This is a genomic window from Vreelandella sp. 162(4c) (assembly GCF_058152265.1).
On record NZ_CM176981.1, the window covers coordinates 1,149,988 to 1,167,571 of the forward strand.

The window sequence follows — 17,584 nt, forward strand, 5'->3', positions numbered from 1 at the left end:
GGCAGAACAGTTTTCAATGGTTCACCATCTTCAGCGTAGCGGGTGAAAAGAATATATTCGATTAACCATTTGGAACAATTGAAACTAACCCGTCTATTTCTTGATCTTATGGACAACACTACCTTCTTCTACAAGAATGGTACATATAAAAATAGTTGCATCATTTATTTCAACTGCGGATAGCGACGCCGCTTCGTGAGCCACCATGCCGCTTTTTTCCAACGCTTCTTCTTACACCCTGCCTAAGCGTCTCTATGGCGCTGCAGAACTACTGCTGGGCAGCTTGCTGCTAATTGCTGTAGGCAAAGGCTTACCACTTTTAATGGCTACTCCGGCCAATTGGTGGGTGGCCTTTGCCTTCTACACGTTTATTTCCGCTCTGGTCATCATCTTCTGGCCCCACGGCGCACTGGGTTGGGCTAACCGGGTCACGTTGGTGCGTGCGATTGTGGTTTCATTAGTGGCAGGTGCGCTCGCCGCCAATGCCTTTGTAGGGGCAATCTGGCAATGGCTGGCGATCGCGGTGATCGCCCTACTGCTGGATGGCGTTGACGGCTGGATAGCCAGACGCACCAAAAGCCACACCCGATTCGGGGCGCGCTTTGATATGGAGTTGGATGCCCTGTTGATTTTGCTACTGTGCGCAGGTTTGTTGCGGCTGGAATCACTGGGGTTTTGGGTGCTGTTGATAGGCGCAATGCGCTACCTGTTTATCGCCGCCAGTTGGCAGTTCCCGTGGCTTTCAAAGCCGCTGTTTGCAAGTTTTCGCCGTAAGGCCGTTTGTGTCTGGCAGGCGGTGGCGCTACTGCTAGCATTAACGCCACTAACCTCCCACCTTGTTGCCAGCCTGCTGGCCATTAGTGCATTGATCTCATTGCTCTATTCGTTTGGTGTTGACGTGTGGTGGCTGTATCGAAAAACACAGCGCTCCTAGCCCACTGCATCTTGTTAGCGAGCCGCTTGGCGACTCAGGGAAATAACGGTTTGGATAAGCTGTTTCCTCCTGACTATAGTCATTGTTAGGCTATCTTTTCGCCTTTCGTGTACTGGGAGACTCTTATGGATCACTCAGCAACAGTTCCCCACGGCCCTTCTGAATTCCGCCGCGCACGTGCCCTCATCACGCGATGACTTTGCTACTGTCGAGCGCTCCCCAGGGAGAGCTAGGCACTTATCCTTTTGGAGTTTAGGCTGTTTTGGGGTTGAGAAGCCACACATGCACAAGCATCAAGAGCTTTTTGATGATCGACGCGCAGCAGGGCGAAAGCTTGCTTATGTATTATCCGACGCGCGTTATGACCTAGTGCTGGCATTACCTCGTGGGGGTGTACCAGTTGCTTACGAGGTAGCGGCAGCACTTAAACTTCCGCTTGATGTGGTCATCGTGCGTAAGATTGGTGCGCCTGGGCAACCCGAGATTGGGCTAGGCGCTGTCGTCGATGGCGACCCACCTCAAGTGCTGTGGACACCGGATTTGCTGCAGATTTTTCAGCCTTCTGAAAGTTATCTGGAAGCTGAAGTACAGCGCCAACTAAGCGAGATAACCCGCCGTCGTCAGACTTATATTGGTAATCAGGCGCCCATTAACGTTAGCGAACGTCACATATTATTGGTGGATGATGGTATCGCCACCGGTGGAACAGCTAAAGCAGCCGCCAGAGCACTACGCCAAGCAGGAGCCGCTTCCGTTACCTTGGCAGTGCCTGTCGCCCCGCAGTCCACGCTGGATGAGTTGGCTACCGAGGTCGACGATTTGATCTGTTTAGCTACTCCCGAGCCATTTATTGCCGTTGGCCTTCACTATCAAGATTTTACCCAAACCAGCGATGACGAAGTGATCTCCCTATTGCAGAAGGCTCACTCTCTTTAACGCATTCTTTGATATAGATTAAAGTACAAAAAAGCCAGCTTTCATACGCAGTGAAAGCTGACTTGTTTAATTGTTGAGGATTTTATGCGGCCTTAGGCAGCCATCGCAGCACACTCATTGGCGCAATGTTGGCACGCTTTGGCGCACTCCTGACAATGCTTAGCATCGTGTTTGGCACACTCATTTCCACACGCTTTACAAATATCAGCACATATCCGACAGATTTCCTTGGCGTATTCACTCCCCTGGGCCATGAAGGAGGCTGCCAAGCGGCATATCTGTGCACATTGACGATCTAAACGGATGCACTCAGCCATCATTTTTACATCATCTTCTTGCAAGCAGGCAGTGGCACAAGAATCACAGTAGATCGCGCAGATATTGCACGCTTCAATACATGGCTTATATTTTTCAAATTCCATCTTTCTACCCTCCTTGTCATCAAACGAGCACTCGGCCTACTCCTGCACAGGCGTGACAAGCCGTATGTTGAGTTCCTGAAGAACTCGTCTAATAGAGTATAACAGAGAGCTTGCAACACAAGCGCAGCAAGCGGCGTCACTTAACTCTAACACTCCAACCTCAGGCGCTGGTGCCACTCAGCAAGGCTTTCATCGGGGTATTCGTCGAAGCATTTATCTTGGAACTGCCCATTGACCTCGACCCAGTCGGCCCGACTTCCCAGCATCATGTGCGTTTTCCGGGGAGGGGTCGGCAAGTCCGTATCAATCGCCGAAGCGAAAGGGTGTACCAGCTCGGGCCATTCGGGGTCATAAACCCACAGCGACGATGCACAGTGCTTGCAGAAATGCCGCTCTCCCGTGCTCTGCTCCCCCTTAATGAAGGCGCGGTAGACAGTAATATGCTCTTCGCCGCTAACGTTGAGCGTTTTGCTGTCGCCGCTGAGATTGATGGCATAGCCACCACCGCCCGCCGTTTTACGGCAGATTGAGCAGTAACAGCGATTAAAAGGATAGGGGTGGTTTGACTTCACACTGAACGTCACTGCCTGGCAGTGGCATGATCCTTTGAGCAGCATAGTTACCTCCGTTTGCAGCGGTTACCCAAGACAAATATCAAGGTGCGACTGCATGAACCGAGTGCGATCTTAAGTACTCTCTTAAGTTCTCTCTCAAGCTCTATCTTAATATCTTAGCTTAGCGCATAGGATCTACGTCGCTTTCAACGGGGATAATTGACGCTGTTTGTGAGTCAATGCATCAGCGTTCAGACTTTAAGGCTTGGAGCAATTCAGCCACGGCCATCTCCCCTTCGGGCTCGTCAAACGCTTGTGCCAGCGAAGCTTGTACATAGCTCAAAAAACGAATGGCGGCGGGGGGTAAGCGGCGTTGCCGTCTGACCACAAAGTGCCAACGACTTTTCAGCGGAAAGCCCTGCAACGGCAGCTCTTGGACGCCGTTGGGCGAATCTGCAACAACGTGGCGAGACAGCACCGCTAGACCCATGTTTGACGCCACCGCTAGCCGAATAGCCTCGTTACTGGCGACCTGCTGGGTAGAGCGTAGCTCAATACCCGCACTGTACAGCCAGGCTTCAAAGGTATGCCGAGTCGCAGAGCCCGGTTCGCGCAGCAGAAATCGCTCCTCTTTGAGTGCGTCCATGCTGAGACCTTCTACGCCTGCCCAGCGGCAATGCTGCGGCCCCACCACTACCAATGGATTGCTCAGAAAAGGCGCGGCTAACACATCGTCATCAATGGGCGGGTGGCTAAATACGTAGATATCATCCTCATGGCGCTCAAAACGATTGAGCATCTGCTGGCGATTACCTATCTCCACCGTGACATCTACCTGGGGGTTAGCCTGACCAAACGGCCCTAACAGCCGTGGCAGTACATATTGCGCGGTGTTCACCAAGCCGATACTGAAGTGTCCGCGCCCTCCGCTGTTGTACTCCTCCAGGTACTGACTAAACACATCAGCACGGCTAAGCAAGTCCTGGCTGAGTTGATAAAGCGCCTGACCAACCTCAGTGGGCACCAGGCGCCCTTCCTCGTGGCGCACAATCGGTTCACCGACAATTTCTCTCAGCCGCTTTAGCTGCTGAGACACCGTGGGTTGGGTCAGGTGGAGCCGATTTGCCGTGGCCGTCAGTGAGCCTGTGCGAACCACGTCGGCATAGACCTGTAGCAAGCGAAAAGTGAGTTGTCGTACTTTCATAGCCAGCCCCATAGATAATCATCTATGACTATATAAATCTTATTTGTTTTCATCAATCTCTTTGGATCGCTAAAGTAACTGCTTTAAAACCCATCAAGGAGATTGTCCGTGCCGGATATTGTGGTGATGTTTTTTGTGCTAGGTGTGGTTGCCGGTGTGGTGCGCTCCGATCTCAGTATTCCCAAAGCCGCTTATGACATATTGAGCCTACTGCTGATGCTGACCATTGGCCTTAAAGGCGGCATGGCGCTGCATGGCAGTTTGAGCATATCGCTGCTGGTCGAGTTATCTGGCGTCACTCTGCTGGGGATCATCATTCCACTGCTTATCTTTCCGGTGGTTCACTATTTAGTACGGCTATCCATCGCCGACAGCGCCAGCCTTGCAGCCCACTATGGCTCCGTTAGCGCCGGTACGTTCGCCGTGGCCCTGGCGTATACTGAAGCGCATAGCCTAATAACAGGTGGGCAGGTGACGCTTTACCTGGTACTGCTCGAACTACCGGCCATCATGCTGGGCCTGTTGCTCTACCGGCGCTTCAGCCGTAAAAAGGCCGCTGACACAACGTCAGAGCCGATCAAAACTTCCGGGCTGTGGCACGAGACTCTGACCAATCGCGGTGTAATCCTGTTGGTGGGCGGTGTGCTTATTGGCTGGCTATACGGCCCAAATGCAGGTGAGTCAGTCACCGGGCTGTATACCAAAGCCTTCCATGGCATTCTGGCGCTGTTCCTGTTGGAGATGGGCTTGGTCGCGGCAGAAACACTGCGCAGCCTGCGGTGGGGGCACAGCCGTCTGATTATATTCGCGCTCGCGGCACCTATCGTGCTTTCCTGCTTTGGCCTGCTAATGGCGTACTGGCTAGGGCTATCCGCTGGATCAGCGGTTATTCTAGCCAGTCTCTCCGCCAGTGCCTCTTACATTGCCGCCCCCGTTGCTATTCGCGCCGCCATTCCAGATGCCAACATTGGCCTTGCCATGCTGGCATCTTTGGGGCTCACCTTCCCTTTTAACGTGTTAATGGGCATACCTCTCTATCATCAACTTTGGGCATGGCTGGTAGGGTGAGGTGAAGTGTCCAATGTAGCGCTATGATGGCTGACCAATGGGCCAGACAGTTTACGCAGCGCCACGTAGAACACCGGCGTGAGGAACAAGCCAAACAGGGTGACGCCGATCATGCCGGCAAACACCGCAGTTCCCAGCGCCGCCCGTACCTCGGCGCCTGCGCCGGTGGCAACTACCGAAGGCAACACCGCCGCGGTGAAAGCGATCGAGGTCATGATGATCGGCCGCAGGCGCAACCGGCAAGCTTCCAGGGCCGCTTCCACTACGCCCTTGCCCTGCAGTTCCAGCTCCCGGGCGAACTCCACGATCAGGATGGCGTTCTTACAGGCCAGGCCAATCAGCACCACCAGCCCCACCTGCACGAAGATGTTGTTGTCACCTCCGCCAAACCAGACACCAATCAGCGCCGCGAGCATCGACATGGGCACGATCAGAATCACCGCCAGCGGTAGCGTCCAGCTCTCGTAGAGGGCCGCCAACACCAGGAATACCAGCAGGATCGACAGCGGGAAGACCACTAGAGCCGCATTACCCTGGGTGGATTGCTGGTAGCTCAGGTCGGTCCACTCCAGCGCCATGCCCGGGGGCAGCACCTCTTCCGCCAGGGCGTTGATGGCATCCATCGCCTGGGCGGAAGAAAGCACGCGGGGGTCAAATTCGCCGGCCAGGTCTGCTGCTGGGTAGCCGTTGTAGCGCAGCACCGGGTCGGGCCCGAAGGTTTGCGTGATGTTCACCATCGTGCCGATAGGCACCATTTCTCCCTGGTCGTTGCGGGTGCGCAGGCGGGCGATGTCCTCCACGCTGGCCCGGAAGGGGGCGTCCGCCTGGGCGATCACCTGCCAAGTGCGGCCAAAGCGATTGAAGTCATTCACATAGGTCGATCCAAGATAGGTCTGCAGGGTGTCGAACAGCTCGGTCAAGGGCACGCCCTGGGCCTTGGCCCTCAGCCGGTCCACTTCGGCATCCAGTTGCGGCACGTTGGATTGATAACTGCTGATCGGAAAGCCCATTCCCGGCGTTTGCGAAATAGCCCCCTGGAGCTGGTTCACCGCCTGCTGCAGCGCCCCATAGCCAAGATTGCCACGATCCTCGATAAACAGCTGGAAGCCCGACCCATTGCCTAGCCCCAGAATCGGTGGCGGCATGAAGGAGAACGCAAAGCCTTCTTTCAGGCCGCCAATGCCCTGATTAATGCGGGCGTTTATCTCCGCGGCGCTAAGGCTGCGCTCACCAAAGGAACTGAGGGTAAGAAACGCCACACCGGTGTTGGAGGTGTTGGTGAACTGCAGCGCGTTCAGGCCGGGAAAGGCAATGGCGTGCTCCACGCCCTCGGTCTCCATGGCAATATCCACAACATCCTGAAGCATCTGGTCGGTTCTCTCCAGAGACGCGCCTTCCGGCAGGATGACGCCCGCAATCAGGTACAGCTTGTCCTGCACCGGGATAAACCCGGGCGGCACTGCCTTGAACATCACGCCGGTACCAAGCAGCAACAGCGCGTAGACCACAAACACCGCGCCACGATGCTTCAGGGAACGAGCCACGCCGCCCTGGTACTTGTTGGAGCTGGCGTTAAAGAAACGGTTGAAGGGTCGGAAAATCCAGCCGAACAGCGTATCGATCACGCGGGTGAGCCGATCCTTGGGCGCGTCATGGGGCTTGAGCAGCATCGCTGCCAGCGCGGGCGACAGGGTCAGGGAGTTGATGGTGGAGATCACCGTGGAGATGGCAATCGTCACCGCGAACTGGCTATAGAATTGACCGGTCACCCCCGACAGGAAGGCCATGGGAATAAACACCGCGCACAGCACCAGCCCCACGGCAATGATAGGCCCGGAGACTTCTTTCATGGCCTGATGAGCGGCGGCCTGGGGCTTCAGGCCCTCTTCGATGTTACGCTCCACGTTTTCCACCACCACGATGGCGTCGTCCACCACGATACCGATGGCCAGCACCAGCCCAAACAGGGTCAGCGTGTTGATGGAGTAGCCCAGCAGGTAAAGCGCCCCGAAGGTGCCGATCACCGAGACCGGCACCGCCAGCAGCGGGATAATGGACGCACGCCAGGTCTGCAGGAATAGCGTGACCACCAGCACTACCAGCAGCACGGCTTCCAGCAGGGTGGCGATCACTGACTTTATAGAGTCATTAACAAAGATCGTAGTGTCGTAGACCGCTTCGTACTCAACACCTTCAGGGAACTGCTCGGACAGCTCCTCCATGGTAGCGATCACCTGCTCTCGGATATCCAGCGCATTGGCACCCGGTGCCTGGAATATTCCCACACCCACCGCGTTGTTGCCGTCCAACTGCGAGCGCAGCGTATAGTCCCCGGCGCCCATTTCCAGCCGGGCCACATCCGAAAGCCTGAGTATCTCGCCGCCCTCGCCGCGCTTCAGCACGATGTCGCCAAACTCCTCTACTGTTTCCAGCCGCCCTTGGGCGTTGATCAGGGTAAGAAAGTCACTATCTTCAATGGGCTCAGCTCCCAACTGCCCGGCGGAGACCTGTACATTTTGTTCACGCATGGCCCCCACCACATCACTGGCCGTCAGGCCACGGGCAGCTATTCGATCAGGATCGAGCCACGCCCGCATGGCGTAGTCCCCACCGCCGAAGATTTGCGCGTCCCCGATCCCTTCGATCCGGGCCAGCCGGTCACGGACATTCAGTCGCACATAGTTGCGCAGGTAGAGGGTGTCGTATTCACCGCTGGGCGAGGTCAGGTGAACGACCATCAGAAACGTTGGCGACTGCTTCTGGGTGGTGACGCCTTGCCGACGCACGGCTTCCGGCAGTCGGGCTTCCGCTTGGCTGACGCGGTTCTGCACCCGAACGGCGGCCTGCTCAGCATCGGTACCAGGGCGGAAGGTGACGGTCATTTGCAGCACACCGTCAGAGCCCGCCACGGACTTGAGGTACATCATATCCTCAACGCCGTTGATGGCTTCTTCCAGTGGCGTGGCGACCGTTTCGGCGATCTCCTTCGGGTTAGCGCCGGGGTAGACCGTGCGAACGACCACTGATGGCGGCACCACGTCGGGGTACTCGCTAATGGGCAGGTTGGGTATGGAGATCAGCCCCACCGCTAGAATAATGATCGACAGCACCGCTGCAAAAATCGGTCGATCCACAAAGAAACGCGAGAAATTCATGGCGGTCTAGTCCTCCCTGGCAGCAATGGCGGGTTGGGCGTCAGCAGCCGGGGCGGCGGGCACCGTTTGGGGGCTCACTTCCATACCCGGCATGAAGACTTTTTGCACCCCGTTGACGATCACCCGGTCGCCGGCAGCAAGCCCTTCGCTGATGACCGTGCGTTCATCCACCCGGCGCCCTGTGTCGACCTAGCGACGCTGGGCGAGGTTGTTCTCATCCACCACGTAGACGTAGCGGCGATCCTGGTCGGTCAGGACCGCCTTGCCATCCACCAGCAACGCTTGGTCCAACCGCGCGACCGGCATTTCGACCCGCGCAAACTCCCCGGGCCGAATGCGGCCATCCGGGTTGTCCAGCACTGCCCTGAATTGCAGGGTACCGGTGTTGGGGTTCAAGCGGTTGTCAATAAAGTCCAGGGTGCCTTTGTACTGGCGCTGAGGGTCGCCGCCCAGCTCGATATTCAGGCTGTTCGACGCGTCACCGGTGAGAAGTGTCTGGCTGGCAAACGCGGCCTGCTCGTCGGCCTCAAAGTAGACGTGGATCGGATCAATGGTGACCAGCGTGGTCAACAGACTCTGGTCGGCGTTGGCTAAGTTACCGCGAGTGACCATCGCCCGACCGACGCGGCCACTGACCGGTGCTGTAATGCGGGTGTATTCAAGGTCAAGCTCGGCGGTCTGCAACGCTGCCTCAGCAGCATCGACCATGGCACGCGAATTACTCAGGGCCGATTGACGCTGGTCATGCACTTCCTGGGAAATGGCCTGACGCCCTAGCAACACCCGGGCACGTTCAGCTTCACTGCCAGCCTGAGCCTGCTGGCTCCTGGCCTGGGCAAGATCCGCTTGGGCGGCGTTAACACGGGCCTGGTATGGGCGTGGATCGATCAAGAACAGCAAATCTCCCTGCTCTACCAGCTCTCCCTCCTCGAAAGCGACTTCCTGGATATAGCCGCTGACTCGCGACCTTAATTCAACCGTTTCAGCCGCTTCCACCCGCCCGGTGAATGACTCACTCAACACCACTGGCTGAGCGGTCACTTCTGCCACCTCGACTTCTGGGGGTGGCGGGGGCGATGCAGAAGCCGCCTCCTCACTCTTGGCTTCGCAGCCGGTAAGCAAGGCCATCAGCAGCAGGAACAGGAATATCGCCCGGCTGCTTGCAAAGCGGGTTCTTAGAGACAGACTTCCCATGATTACTTGCTCCAGTGGCTATCGGACGCCGATAGCAGCATTCGTTATATAACGCCTCACCGCGTTGGCGGTTGGCATTTAATTAGTCGGTTCAGCAAGATCCATTTCGACATTGCCCTACGGCTTCCACCGTGAGGGGGAGTCTCAGACCGGTAGCGTTCTTGAAAGACGCTCTGGTCATACGGAGGGCAGGCAAGCCCGCAGCACCAGGCTGCGGGCTTAGCGCCCATCAGAGGCTACCTACAATAGGCGGTACGAGCGCGAGGGAGGTATCGTGTTCCTGCGGAAAGCTTGCCTGTTTCTGTCACGGGCAGAGAGCGGCCCAATAAGCAGGCCCAATCAAACAAACGAACGATTTTCGGACTTGCACAGCATGACGGTCAGGTGACAGCTGATGCGGGTTGTCGATTTCTACGGGGTACTTGCCTGATCCTGCAGAATCAAATGAAAAAGCCTACGATTTATAAATCGAAGGCATATACTGCGAACTAATAGGGAGGAAAGCCATTGACCACTATCTTGCCTGAGCAGATTGTCCAGCTCAGCGACAACCTATCGCAACAGTTAATCAGCGTTGCCCGTCGCTGGAGCCCACTTGAAGAGCTTCAGGATACGGCGATTGCCGAAGTGCAACTGGTGCGCGCTGACGCCCCTACCAGCTTTCACTGTGCGGTATACGAGCCGTGCCTGTGTTTTGTCATTCAAGGCAGCAAGACCGTGCTACTAGGTGACAAGGAGATCGTCTACACCGGGCCCAGCTACATGGGTAGCGCCGTTTACCTACCGGTGGTAGGCAGGATTGACCATGCCACCCCGGAAAAGCCCTACTTGGCGGTAAAAGTCTCAGTGGATCCCCAGGAGGTAGCAGGACTGATACTGGAACTGGGCGACACAGCGCCGCCCGCGGGAAATGATACTATCTGCTCCGAGACGGACTGCGGATTAAAATCGGCCCCCATGGATGCACGCATGCAGGGTGCACTTTATCGATTGTTGAGCCTGCTCGACTCCCCGGAAGACATCAAGGTGCTTTCCCCCTTGGCCCGTCGGGAGTTGATCTATCGGGCACTCATGGGTGCCATGGGGCCTCACATGCGCCGGTTTGCCGCCTCCGACTCCCAGGCTAACCGGATTGCGCGGGTCATCTATGCGCTTAAAGAGCGCTACACGCAACCGCTCAAGATCCGTGAACTGGCAGCAACCGCCAACATGAGTGAATCGACGCTTTACCATAGCTTCCGGCAAGTCACACGCATGTCGCCCCTGCAGTACCAGAAGAAACTTCGCCTGCACGAGGCCCGACGACTCATGCTGGCCGAGGGGCTCGAGGCGGCCACCGCCAGCTACCGGGTAGGTTATGAAAGCCCTTCCCACTTTAGCCGCGAATACAGCCGCATGTTCGGCGCGCCACCCCGAGCTGATGTTATTCAACTGCGGGCAGCGGGAACAGCACCGCAGACTGCATGACTTCCAGTGTAATCGGCTTCTGGTTTTCCCGATGATTCTGATAACGGCTATTTAGTCTTTTATAACTTCAAGCCACTTAATATTGAATTATTGCAACTAAATCACCAACAACAATAACGCTATAGATAACTATAAACCTTTAACCTTAAAAGCACATCACAACGTCATTAAACATGACGAACACAATAGATTCACATCTTTATCACAAGTCACACAAGTATATTAAAAGCAAACAAAATCAGCTAACACACACATTGTTAGCCAAGGCTATGTTAGTTCACTATTACAAACTTTATTTTTAAAGCTCTGTCTTGTTTGTTTAATAAATCGTGGTAGGATTCATCGCTATTGAATACCCGACTTTTACACTCAAGCATAGTATTACTACTCTGCCACTGGGTACATGTGCACGGTACTTTTCCAGCGAGCGAGTTCACACTCCATGACACCAATTACCCTGCTGTTTCTAGCCGTATCCATGTCGGCAGATGCCTTCGCCGCCTCCATCAGCAAAGGCGCCGAGCTGCAAAAGCCACGGTATCGTCACGCCATCGGGATTGGCCTGGTCTTTGGTGTGATCGAAGCCATTACCCCGGTACTCGGCTGGGTAGCGGGCAAGGCATCTCAGCAGTATGTGCAAGCCTGGGATCACTGGGTGGCCTTTACCCTGCTGACGCTTATCGGCCTTCACATGATGCATACCGGGCTCAAAAAGGAAGACAAGATAGAGCACCGCAAACAGACGCTCTGGTTATTGGTGTTGACCGCCACTGCTACCAGCATTGATGCCATGGCTGTGGGCGCCAGCCTCGCCTTTATCGATGCCAATATCATCGCCACCAGCCTAGCTATCGGCCTCGCTACTACGGTAATGGCCTCTATAGGCACTTTTCTGGGCAATAAGCTTGGCAAGTTCGTCGGTCACTGGGCAGAACTTATCAGCGGTATTGTGCTAATCGGAATTGGCTTAGCAGTATTGGCCGAGCACACAGCTTTTTTTAATGCTTAACCAGCAATTTATAACCTTGATCTCTTTTAAACCTGAAAGTCCTTCTTAAGCGATTGAGCTTTTACACATGAAGCTGCCGTAAAAGAAAAGCTTGAGAAAAATCTATTTACTTAACTAAAGACTAAAGCTGCGGTAGCTGGTCAGCCAAGTGGCGTAATTTATCCGGATTACGCACAACGTAAAGTGCCTGGATACGACTATCCACGACCTCCAGAGTCATAACCTGAGGTAGCCCATCGTGTTCGATCGTTAACCACCCCGGAAGCCCATTGACAATTACATGACTTACCCAGCAAGGGTTGGATGACGTCGACTTGTGGGCCAAGCCTGCAAAGAACCGGCTTATTTTATCTGCGCCGATAATGAGTCTGCGTACAGCAACTCTCTTGCCGCCTCCATCGGCATGCAGCGTCGCGCTGCCGCTCAACAAAGCCTTCAATTCGGTGACGTCGCCACTGCGTGCTGCTTCAAAGAAGCGTTGGGTCAGTTGGCTGTGCTCTCCAGCCGCCACCTGATAGCGCGGGCGTGCGGCCCGCACCTTTTTTCGAGCCCGGCTGGCAAGTTGGCGACAGCTTGTTTCACTACGTTCGAGGCTGATGGCGACCTGACCAAAATCCAGCCCGAACACATCGTGCAGTAGGAAAGCAGCCCGTTCCAAAGGCGACAGCCGCTCCAGCGCCAGCATCAGGGCGAAAGAGACATCGCTGGCTAGCGCCTCGGGGTCCACCGGAGTATCCAACGTTTCCACCAGCGGTTCAGGCAACCAGGGGCCCACATAAACCTCACGTTGTCGATGAGCGACCCTAAGGCGATCAAGACAAAGCCGGCTGGTGACAGTGGTCAGGTAGGCACGCACATCGTTCACCGAAAGGTGGTCAGTATCATGCCAGCGCAGGTAGGCATCCTGTACCACATCTTCCGCTTCGCTCACCGACCCCAGCATTCGATAGGCGATACCGGTCAGATAACGGCGCCAGTGATTAAACTGGCGCGCAGACTGTTCCGTCATGGTGATTGGCTCCCGCTACTCAAGCACGGCGGTCGCGTCCACTTCAAACAGCATGCCATCCAGCGCTAACCGCGGTACCGGCACAAGTGTTTGCGCAGGCAGCGCATCGCCAAAGGTCTCCTTCACATAGCGGGTCATAACCTCCAACATCGAAGGATCATAATTGACGACATAGGTGTTAATACGAGTAACCTGTTGCGGGCTCGCATCAAGTTCTTGCAACACAGTTCTAAGGTTGCGATAAGCTTGGGCAACTTGATCCGCAAACGACTCAGGCAGTACTCCCTGGGCATTTTCGCCTCCCTGACCGGCAATGTAGGCAACCCGGCTGCCTCCGCTGGCAACCACCGCGTGGCTATAGCCGTTAGGTGCAGGATCATAAAGTTCATCAGAATTGACGATGGTTGTTGTCACTCCACCTGCGTGAGCTGTGTTCAGCGCCATAGCGATAATTCCCCATTTAAAGCGTTTGATGATGCAACAAAACATATCACTACCCCTCAGCTCTGATCACTGACGGCTTTGGGTTTCATTCGGATGAAGCGAACGAAACCCCACACTAATGCGGTTCCAGACGTTAATCGCTCCAATCAGTAAGGTAAGGTCAACGAACTCTTTCTCGGTAAAATTCGCCACGCCCTGCTCGTAATCCTTCGTAGGAGCGCCTGTGTCGGGTAGCTTTGTCAATGCCTCGGTCCAGGCCAACGCCGCCCGTTCCCGTGGCGTATAGAGAGTGGACTCGCGCCAGGCAGACAGCAGGTAAAGGCGTGCCTCGCTCTCACCCGCTGCGCGGGCATCGCTGGTGTGCATATGCAGGCAAAATGCACAGCCATTGATCTGAGAGGCGCGTGTTTTAACTAGCTCAATCAGACTAAACTCCAGTCCACAGTGGCGAACGTACTCCTCTAGCTTAGTCATCGCGGTAATGCCCTCTGGAGAGGCTTTAAAGGCGTTCAGGCGTGTTTCCATTGTCTTGCTCCTCTGTTTTATATGGAGTGGAAAGCTATCCACCGGTCGTTCTACAGAGATAGACGGAACAGCCTTAATGTTTGTGACATGGTGAGAAATAATTTAGAAAATAAAACGCCTGGGAGACGAGGAGTACGCCAAAGCATTGGCTAGTGGCCAGGGCATTTCGGATACTTATCGCTATCTCCCCTACCCTGTGGGCCACTCAATCACTCTCTTTTCCAACGGCTTTCACATGCCGTAGAGTAACGGCTGATATCAACGCAAGCGCCAAAAGGGTGGCGCCACTTACTGCGGCGGCCATATTCATACCTTGCGTAAACGCAGACTGGGCTTGCTCAAGTATCCCATCGGGAAGTCGTTCAGCAACTGACGTTGTTGCCCACAAGCTTTCTCCAAGGGCACGGGAGATATCGTCTGGCATCCCGTTAGGAATCGCACTGGCAATCTGCACGCGATACAACAGGGTCGCCATGCTGCCGAGAAGTGCTACGCCTAGTGCCACCCCCAACTCTTGAACCATCTCGGACATCGACGATGCAGACCCGGTTTTTTCCGGAGGCGCAGACCCTACCACCAAGTCTGTGCCCAGCGCGGCGATGGTACCCAGCCCCAGGTATACCAGTGAAAATCCGATTACGACCTGGAGTACCTGAACGGAGAGTGGGTCTACTTGAGCCAGAAAACCACAACCGATGCTTGAAAGCATAAGCGCTAAAGCAATAACAAACGCTGGCCGAATTCGGCGCGCAAAGATAGGGGCAAGGATACCGGCTAGTACCATCATCAGCGCTGGCGGCCCCATCCACAACCCAGCAATCAGCGGCGTGTAGCCCGCCACTAGCTGAAGATATTGGGTAACTAAGAGCATCATTCCCGCCACGCCCACCAGCCCTATCAGGAGTATAAAAAGGGCGGCAGTGAAGGTTTTACTGGCAAACAGTTTGAGATCAAGCAGTGGATCGAGAAGCTGCTTTTGGCGACGCACAAAGAACAGTGTTCCCACTACGCCTAGTGCGAGAGTAACCAATACCAGTGGCGTCAATCCTGCTTTAGAGAACTCCTTTATGGCATAGATACTTGGCAAAATTGCTATCAACAGCAACAGGACACTCAAAAGATCCAGACGGCCTGCCTGTGGGTTACGGTACTCCGGCAGGAGTAATGGGGCAGTTAACAACAGTATGATGACGATGGGCACGGCAATTAGGAAAGCGGCTCCCCACCAAAAGGGTGCTAACAGCAACCCACCGACCACCGGGCCTAACGCCATACCCAGTGCGAACATGGTTGCCCATATACCGATCGCCAGTGCCCGCTGGTGCAAATCAAAAAACATATTGCTAATCAGGGCCAACGTAGAAGGCATCAGGGTTGCTCCGGCAATACCCAATGCTGCCCGCGCCACAATGAGCCACTCGGCATTGGGTGCATAAGCTGCAAACACCGACGCGACCGCAAACGCAGAGGCTCCCATCATCAGTAGCCGACGTCGGCCAATCCGATCCCCTAGCGTGCCCATAGTGATCAGAAAACCGGCGATCATGAAGCCATAGGCGTCCATAATCCACAGCGCCTGGGTACTGCTTGGCTGTAGCTCTACCGCCAGGGCTGGAAGCGCCAAGTAGAGAATAGTTACATCGAGCCCAAGCAGCATGGTGGGCAGTGCCAATACCGCAAGCCCCGCCCACTCTTTAAGGCCAGCCTTGTTATAAGGCCGTCCTCCTGCAACCGTATAGAGAGGGGTGTGAACATCACAATTGAATGACATGTAGCCTCCGACTTCATCATGGAAGCAGGCATTCTCAGACACTCAATATGGGGTTACAATATAGCCAATTATCCTATTACCAAAGGTAATAGCATGTCGAATCATAGGCTTGAACGAACACAGAGTGATCTCACCGAATTCATGCTGCGGCATCGTCGCAAATTGACGCCCGCGGACGTTGGACTTCCCACCAGCGGGCGAAGGCGTACACCGGGCTTAAGGCGAGAAGAGGTTGCGGCGCTTGCTGGGGTAGGACTGACTTGGTACACGTGGTTTGAGCAGGGCCGTGACATTAAGGTCTCCGAACGCTTCCTGCTCAATATCTCCCGTGCCCTGAAACTGGATGACGCCGAGTGCTGTCATCTTTTTCTGTTGGCACACCGCCGAGCGCCGCCAGCAGAAGCGTATCAAGAGCAGAGCATATCTCCCCGGATACGATCGCTGATGGATGATCTCTCTCGCCCTAGCTACGTCATGAATCTGCGCTGGGATGTTATTGGCTGGAATGCGCAGGCCGATAAGCTACTTCAGTTCAGCAGCCGAGAGGCGTCTGAACGCAACCTGCTAAGGATGGTATTTACCGCCCCCGATCTACGCCGACGACTTCCTGACTGGCAACTGGATGCCTCGCATATGCTGGCGCAGTTTCGTTGTGACTTAGCTGTCGCCCCTGAAGACCCGATCATGCAAACGCTGATCGACGAGCTTTGTCAGTTATCTCCAGACTTTCGGCGCTGGTGGGAAGCTTCGAGTATGGAAGGCTACCATCGAGGAATCAGCAGCCTCCTCGATACAGAGGGCGGGCATCATACTTATACCCATGAGACGCTAATCGTTGATGAGCACCGTCATCTCAAGATGGTTGTTTACTTCGACAGCTAAATCGTTCCTATGCCATCTTCTTTCACGGAATATTGAAGAGAAGACTCAACCGTCACACGGTCTCTGCTTCACGTGCCTCACTCGGCGGGTGGCCAATAATGCGTTTGAACGCGCGACTGAATGAGGCTTCGGAGTCATAGCCAAGCCGGTTCGCGGCCACGGCGATGCGCATATTGTCCCGCGCTATCCACTGTCGAGCCTGAAACATCTTTACCCGCGCCACATACTTGGCGGGAGTCACCCCTAACATCCGGCTGAACTTATCGTTAAAGCTTGAGCGCGAAGCTCCCATGACATCCGCTAACTCGGCGACTGACCAATCGCGCTCCGGCTGCGTATGGATGGCTACCAGCACCTTGCCGAGTTGTGGGCAGCGCACGGCTGCAATCCAGCCGCTAGAGTCGCTGCAGGCACACTCAATCCAAGCACGAATAATAGTGGCGGCCAGCACATCGGCCAAACGGGCAAGTATGCCGCAGGCACCGATTCGATCCAGGCTAATTTCTCGCTCCATTGCCTCCAATAAGGCAGGTACCGAGGGATCACGTTTAGCCAAATCGCTAGCGCGCATCATGTCAGGCATTATCGCAATCAGAGGGTGTAGCGGGTCGAGATTGAAGTGCATGGCGCCACAAAAAAGCACATCCGGCTCAATATCACTCTCTTTTGACTCACTGTTCACCAGATAAATATTCTCGGAGACCGGCCTACGAGCCAACGTAGCCTTATCCACTGCAGGCACGTCCTGCGAGCTGGCCATTACGTAGGACGCTCCACGCGGAAAGAGCACCGCATCGCCAGCGTTCAGGTATGTCCACTCGGTTGTCTCGGTACGCAACCAACACCCGCCTTGAGCCACAAAAAGAAAAAGTGCTGCTGGCTGGGCAGAGGTTGCGACGGCCCAAGGGGCGCGCAGCAGGCAGCGCCCATACTCCACGCCCTCAAGGCGCAGGCCGAGCAGAATTTCAGTTAAGGTGTCGCGCATATTAATGAACCCGGTTTGGACAAAT

The 17,584-nt window shown here is 55.2% G+C and carries 16 protein-coding genes and 1 pseudogene; 6 read left to right on the forward strand and 11 right to left on the reverse strand.

The genetic code is table 11. The features are described from left to right. Positions 1 to 205: 205 nt before the first annotated feature. Together AC4EYZ_RS05185 and AC4EYZ_RS05190 are read left to right on the forward strand one after the other, a co-directional pair. Entirely contained in the window at positions 206 to 934 is a 729-nt protein-coding gene (locus AC4EYZ_RS05185) for a CDP-alcohol phosphatidyltransferase family protein (protein WP_022520543.1), read from the forward strand. 282 nt (positions 935 to 1,216) lie between these two features. Next, positions 1,217 to 1,870 (forward strand): phosphoribosyltransferase, encoded by a 654-nt coding sequence (locus AC4EYZ_RS05190; RefSeq protein ID WP_022520544.1) that lies wholly within the window; start codon positions 1,217 to 1,219, stop codon positions 1,868 to 1,870. Between the two features lie 92 nt (positions 1,871 to 1,962). Here AC4EYZ_RS05190 and AC4EYZ_RS05195 read toward each other — a convergent pair whose 3' ends face one another. The 3 genes from AC4EYZ_RS05195 to AC4EYZ_RS05205 all read right to left on the reverse strand — a co-directional run bounded on the left by AC4EYZ_RS05195 (position 1,963) and on the right by AC4EYZ_RS05205 (position 4,050). Further along, positions 1,963 to 2,292, reverse strand: a complete 330-nt coding sequence (locus AC4EYZ_RS05195) for a four-helix bundle copper-binding protein (RefSeq protein ID WP_041157838.1) — start codon at positions 2,290 to 2,292, stop codon at positions 1,963 to 1,965. A gap of 146 nt (positions 2,293 to 2,438) precedes the next feature. After that, positions 2,439 to 2,909 carry a GFA family protein gene (locus AC4EYZ_RS05200; protein WP_022520546.1) on the reverse strand — a complete coding sequence of 157 codons (471 nt, stop codon included), beginning with the start codon at positions 2,907 to 2,909 and terminating at the stop codon, positions 2,439 to 2,441. A gap of 181 nt (positions 2,910 to 3,090) precedes the next feature. Then, the gene (locus AC4EYZ_RS05205) at positions 3,091 to 4,050 is read right to left on the reverse strand and encodes a LysR family transcriptional regulator (protein WP_236557260.1); all 960 of its coding nucleotides are present in this window, start codon (positions 4,048 to 4,050) and stop codon (positions 3,091 to 3,093) included. Positions 4,051 to 4,158: 108 nt separating this feature from the next. Here AC4EYZ_RS05205 and AC4EYZ_RS05210 point away from each other — a divergent pair, with 108 nt between their 5' ends. After that, positions 4,159 to 5,118: a sodium-dependent bicarbonate transport family permease gene (locus AC4EYZ_RS05210; RefSeq protein ID WP_022520548.1), complete on the forward strand. Its 960-nt coding sequence runs from the start codon at positions 4,159 to 4,161 to the stop codon at positions 5,116 to 5,118. Here AC4EYZ_RS05210 and AC4EYZ_RS05215 read toward each other — a convergent pair. The 3 genes and pseudogenes from AC4EYZ_RS05215 to AC4EYZ_RS05225 form a co-directional block, all read right to left on the reverse strand. Then, on the reverse strand, positions 5,091 to 8,273 hold the full coding sequence (locus AC4EYZ_RS05215; protein WP_022520549.1) for an efflux RND transporter permease subunit: 3,183 nt from the start codon (positions 8,271 to 8,273) through the stop codon (positions 5,091 to 5,093). The two genes, AC4EYZ_RS05210 and AC4EYZ_RS05215, sit on opposite strands and share 28 nt — an antisense overlap. Positions 8,274 to 8,279: 6 nt before the next feature. Further along, positions 8,280 to 8,450 (reverse strand): annotated as a pseudogene (locus tag AC4EYZ_RS05220) (permuted SH3 domain-containing protein); the annotation flags it as partial. Positions 8,451 to 8,462: 12 nt separating this feature from the next. Further along, positions 8,463 to 9,467: an efflux RND transporter periplasmic adaptor subunit gene (locus AC4EYZ_RS05225; protein ID WP_022520551.1), complete on the reverse strand. Its 1,005-nt coding sequence runs from the start codon at positions 9,465 to 9,467 to the stop codon at positions 8,463 to 8,465. Between the two features lie 507 nt (positions 9,468 to 9,974). On the opposite strand from AC4EYZ_RS05225, the gene AC4EYZ_RS05230 reads away from it, so the two are divergent. Next, positions 9,975 to 10,934 (forward strand): AraC family transcriptional regulator, encoded by a 960-nt coding sequence (locus AC4EYZ_RS05230; protein ID WP_022520552.1) that lies wholly within the window; start codon positions 9,975 to 9,977, stop codon positions 10,932 to 10,934. A gap of 442 nt (positions 10,935 to 11,376) precedes the next feature. Beyond that, the gene (locus AC4EYZ_RS05235) at positions 11,377 to 11,943 is read left to right on the forward strand and encodes a manganese efflux pump MntP (protein WP_022520553.1); all 567 of its coding nucleotides are present in this window, start codon (positions 11,377 to 11,379) and stop codon (positions 11,941 to 11,943) included. Positions 11,944 to 12,064: 121 nt separating this feature from the next. On the opposite strand, the gene AC4EYZ_RS05240 is transcribed toward AC4EYZ_RS05235, so the two are convergent. The 4 genes from AC4EYZ_RS05240 to AC4EYZ_RS05255 form a co-directional block, all read right to left on the reverse strand. Continuing rightward, on the reverse strand, positions 12,065 to 12,952 hold the full coding sequence (locus AC4EYZ_RS05240) for a sigma-70 family RNA polymerase sigma factor (RefSeq protein ID WP_022520554.1): 888 nt from the start codon (positions 12,950 to 12,952) through the stop codon (positions 12,065 to 12,067). A 15-nt stretch (positions 12,953 to 12,967) separates the two neighbouring features. Continuing rightward, positions 12,968 to 13,396, reverse strand: a complete 429-nt coding sequence (locus AC4EYZ_RS05245) for a RidA family protein (protein ID WP_039859290.1) — start codon at positions 13,394 to 13,396, stop codon at positions 12,968 to 12,970. Between the two features lie 66 nt (positions 13,397 to 13,462). Further along, positions 13,463 to 13,921 (reverse strand): carboxymuconolactone decarboxylase family protein, encoded by a 459-nt coding sequence (locus AC4EYZ_RS05250; protein ID WP_022520556.1) that lies wholly within the window; start codon positions 13,919 to 13,921, stop codon positions 13,463 to 13,465. A 205-nt stretch (positions 13,922 to 14,126) separates the two neighbouring features. Then, on the reverse strand, positions 14,127 to 15,692 hold the full coding sequence (locus tag AC4EYZ_RS05255) for an MFS transporter (protein WP_022520557.1): 1,566 nt from the start codon (positions 15,690 to 15,692) through the stop codon (positions 14,127 to 14,129). Between the two features lie 93 nt (positions 15,693 to 15,785). Between AC4EYZ_RS05255 and AC4EYZ_RS05260 the strand changes: the two genes are divergently transcribed. Continuing rightward, the gene (locus tag AC4EYZ_RS05260; RefSeq protein ID WP_022520558.1) at positions 15,786 to 16,574 is read left to right on the forward strand and encodes a helix-turn-helix transcriptional regulator; all 789 of its coding nucleotides are present in this window, start codon (positions 15,786 to 15,788) and stop codon (positions 16,572 to 16,574) included. A gap of 52 nt (positions 16,575 to 16,626) precedes the next feature. Here the strand turns inward: AC4EYZ_RS05260 and AC4EYZ_RS05265 are convergent, their stop codons facing one another. Further along, entirely contained in the window at positions 16,627 to 17,559 is a 933-nt protein-coding gene (locus tag AC4EYZ_RS05265) for an AraC family transcriptional regulator (RefSeq protein ID WP_022520559.1), read from the reverse strand. Between the last annotated feature and the right edge of the window lie 25 nt (positions 17,560 to 17,584).

Coding starts and splice junctions, on each gene's coding strand:
- AC4EYZ_RS05240 (WP_022520554.1), bottom strand. CDS start 12,952: ATGACGGAACAGTCTGCGCGCCAGTTTAATCACTGGCGCCGTTATCTG.
- AC4EYZ_RS05255 (WP_022520557.1), bottom strand. CDS start 15,692: ATGTCATTCAATTGTGATGTTCACACCCCTCTCTATACGGTTGCAGGA.
- AC4EYZ_RS05200 (WP_022520546.1), bottom strand. CDS start 2,909: ATGCTGCTCAAAGGATCATGCCACTGCCAGGCAGTGACGTTCAGTGTG.
- AC4EYZ_RS05250 (WP_022520556.1), bottom strand. CDS start 13,921: ATGGAAACACGCCTGAACGCCTTTAAAGCCTCTCCAGAGGGCATTACC.
- AC4EYZ_RS05245 (WP_039859290.1), bottom strand. CDS start 13,396: ATGGCGCTGAACACAGCTCACGCAGGTGGAGTGACAACAACCATCGTC.
- AC4EYZ_RS05265 (WP_022520559.1), bottom strand. CDS start 17,559: ATGCGCGACACCTTAACTGAAATTCTGCTCGGCCTGCGCCTTGAGGGC.
- AC4EYZ_RS05215 (WP_022520549.1), bottom strand. CDS start 8,273: ATGAATTTCTCGCGTTTCTTTGTGGATCGACCGATTTTTGCAGCGGTG.
- AC4EYZ_RS05205 (WP_236557260.1), bottom strand. CDS start 4,050: ATGAAAGTACGACAACTCACTTTTCGCTTGCTACAGGTCTATGCCGAC.
- AC4EYZ_RS05190 (WP_022520544.1), top strand. CDS start 1,217: ATGCACAAGCATCAAGAGCTTTTTGATGATCGACGCGCAGCAGGGCGA.
- AC4EYZ_RS05185 (WP_022520543.1), top strand. CDS start 206: ATGCCGCTTTTTTCCAACGCTTCTTCTTACACCCTGCCTAAGCGTCTC.
- AC4EYZ_RS05235 (WP_022520553.1), top strand. CDS start 11,377: ATGACACCAATTACCCTGCTGTTTCTAGCCGTATCCATGTCGGCAGAT.
- AC4EYZ_RS05225 (WP_022520551.1), bottom strand. CDS start 9,467: ATGGGAAGTCTGTCTCTAAGAACCCGCTTTGCAAGCAGCCGGGCGATA.
- AC4EYZ_RS05260 (WP_022520558.1), top strand. CDS start 15,786: ATGTCGAATCATAGGCTTGAACGAACACAGAGTGATCTCACCGAATTC.
- AC4EYZ_RS05195 (WP_041157838.1), bottom strand. CDS start 2,292: ATGGAATTTGAAAAATATAAGCCATGTATTGAAGCGTGCAATATCTGC.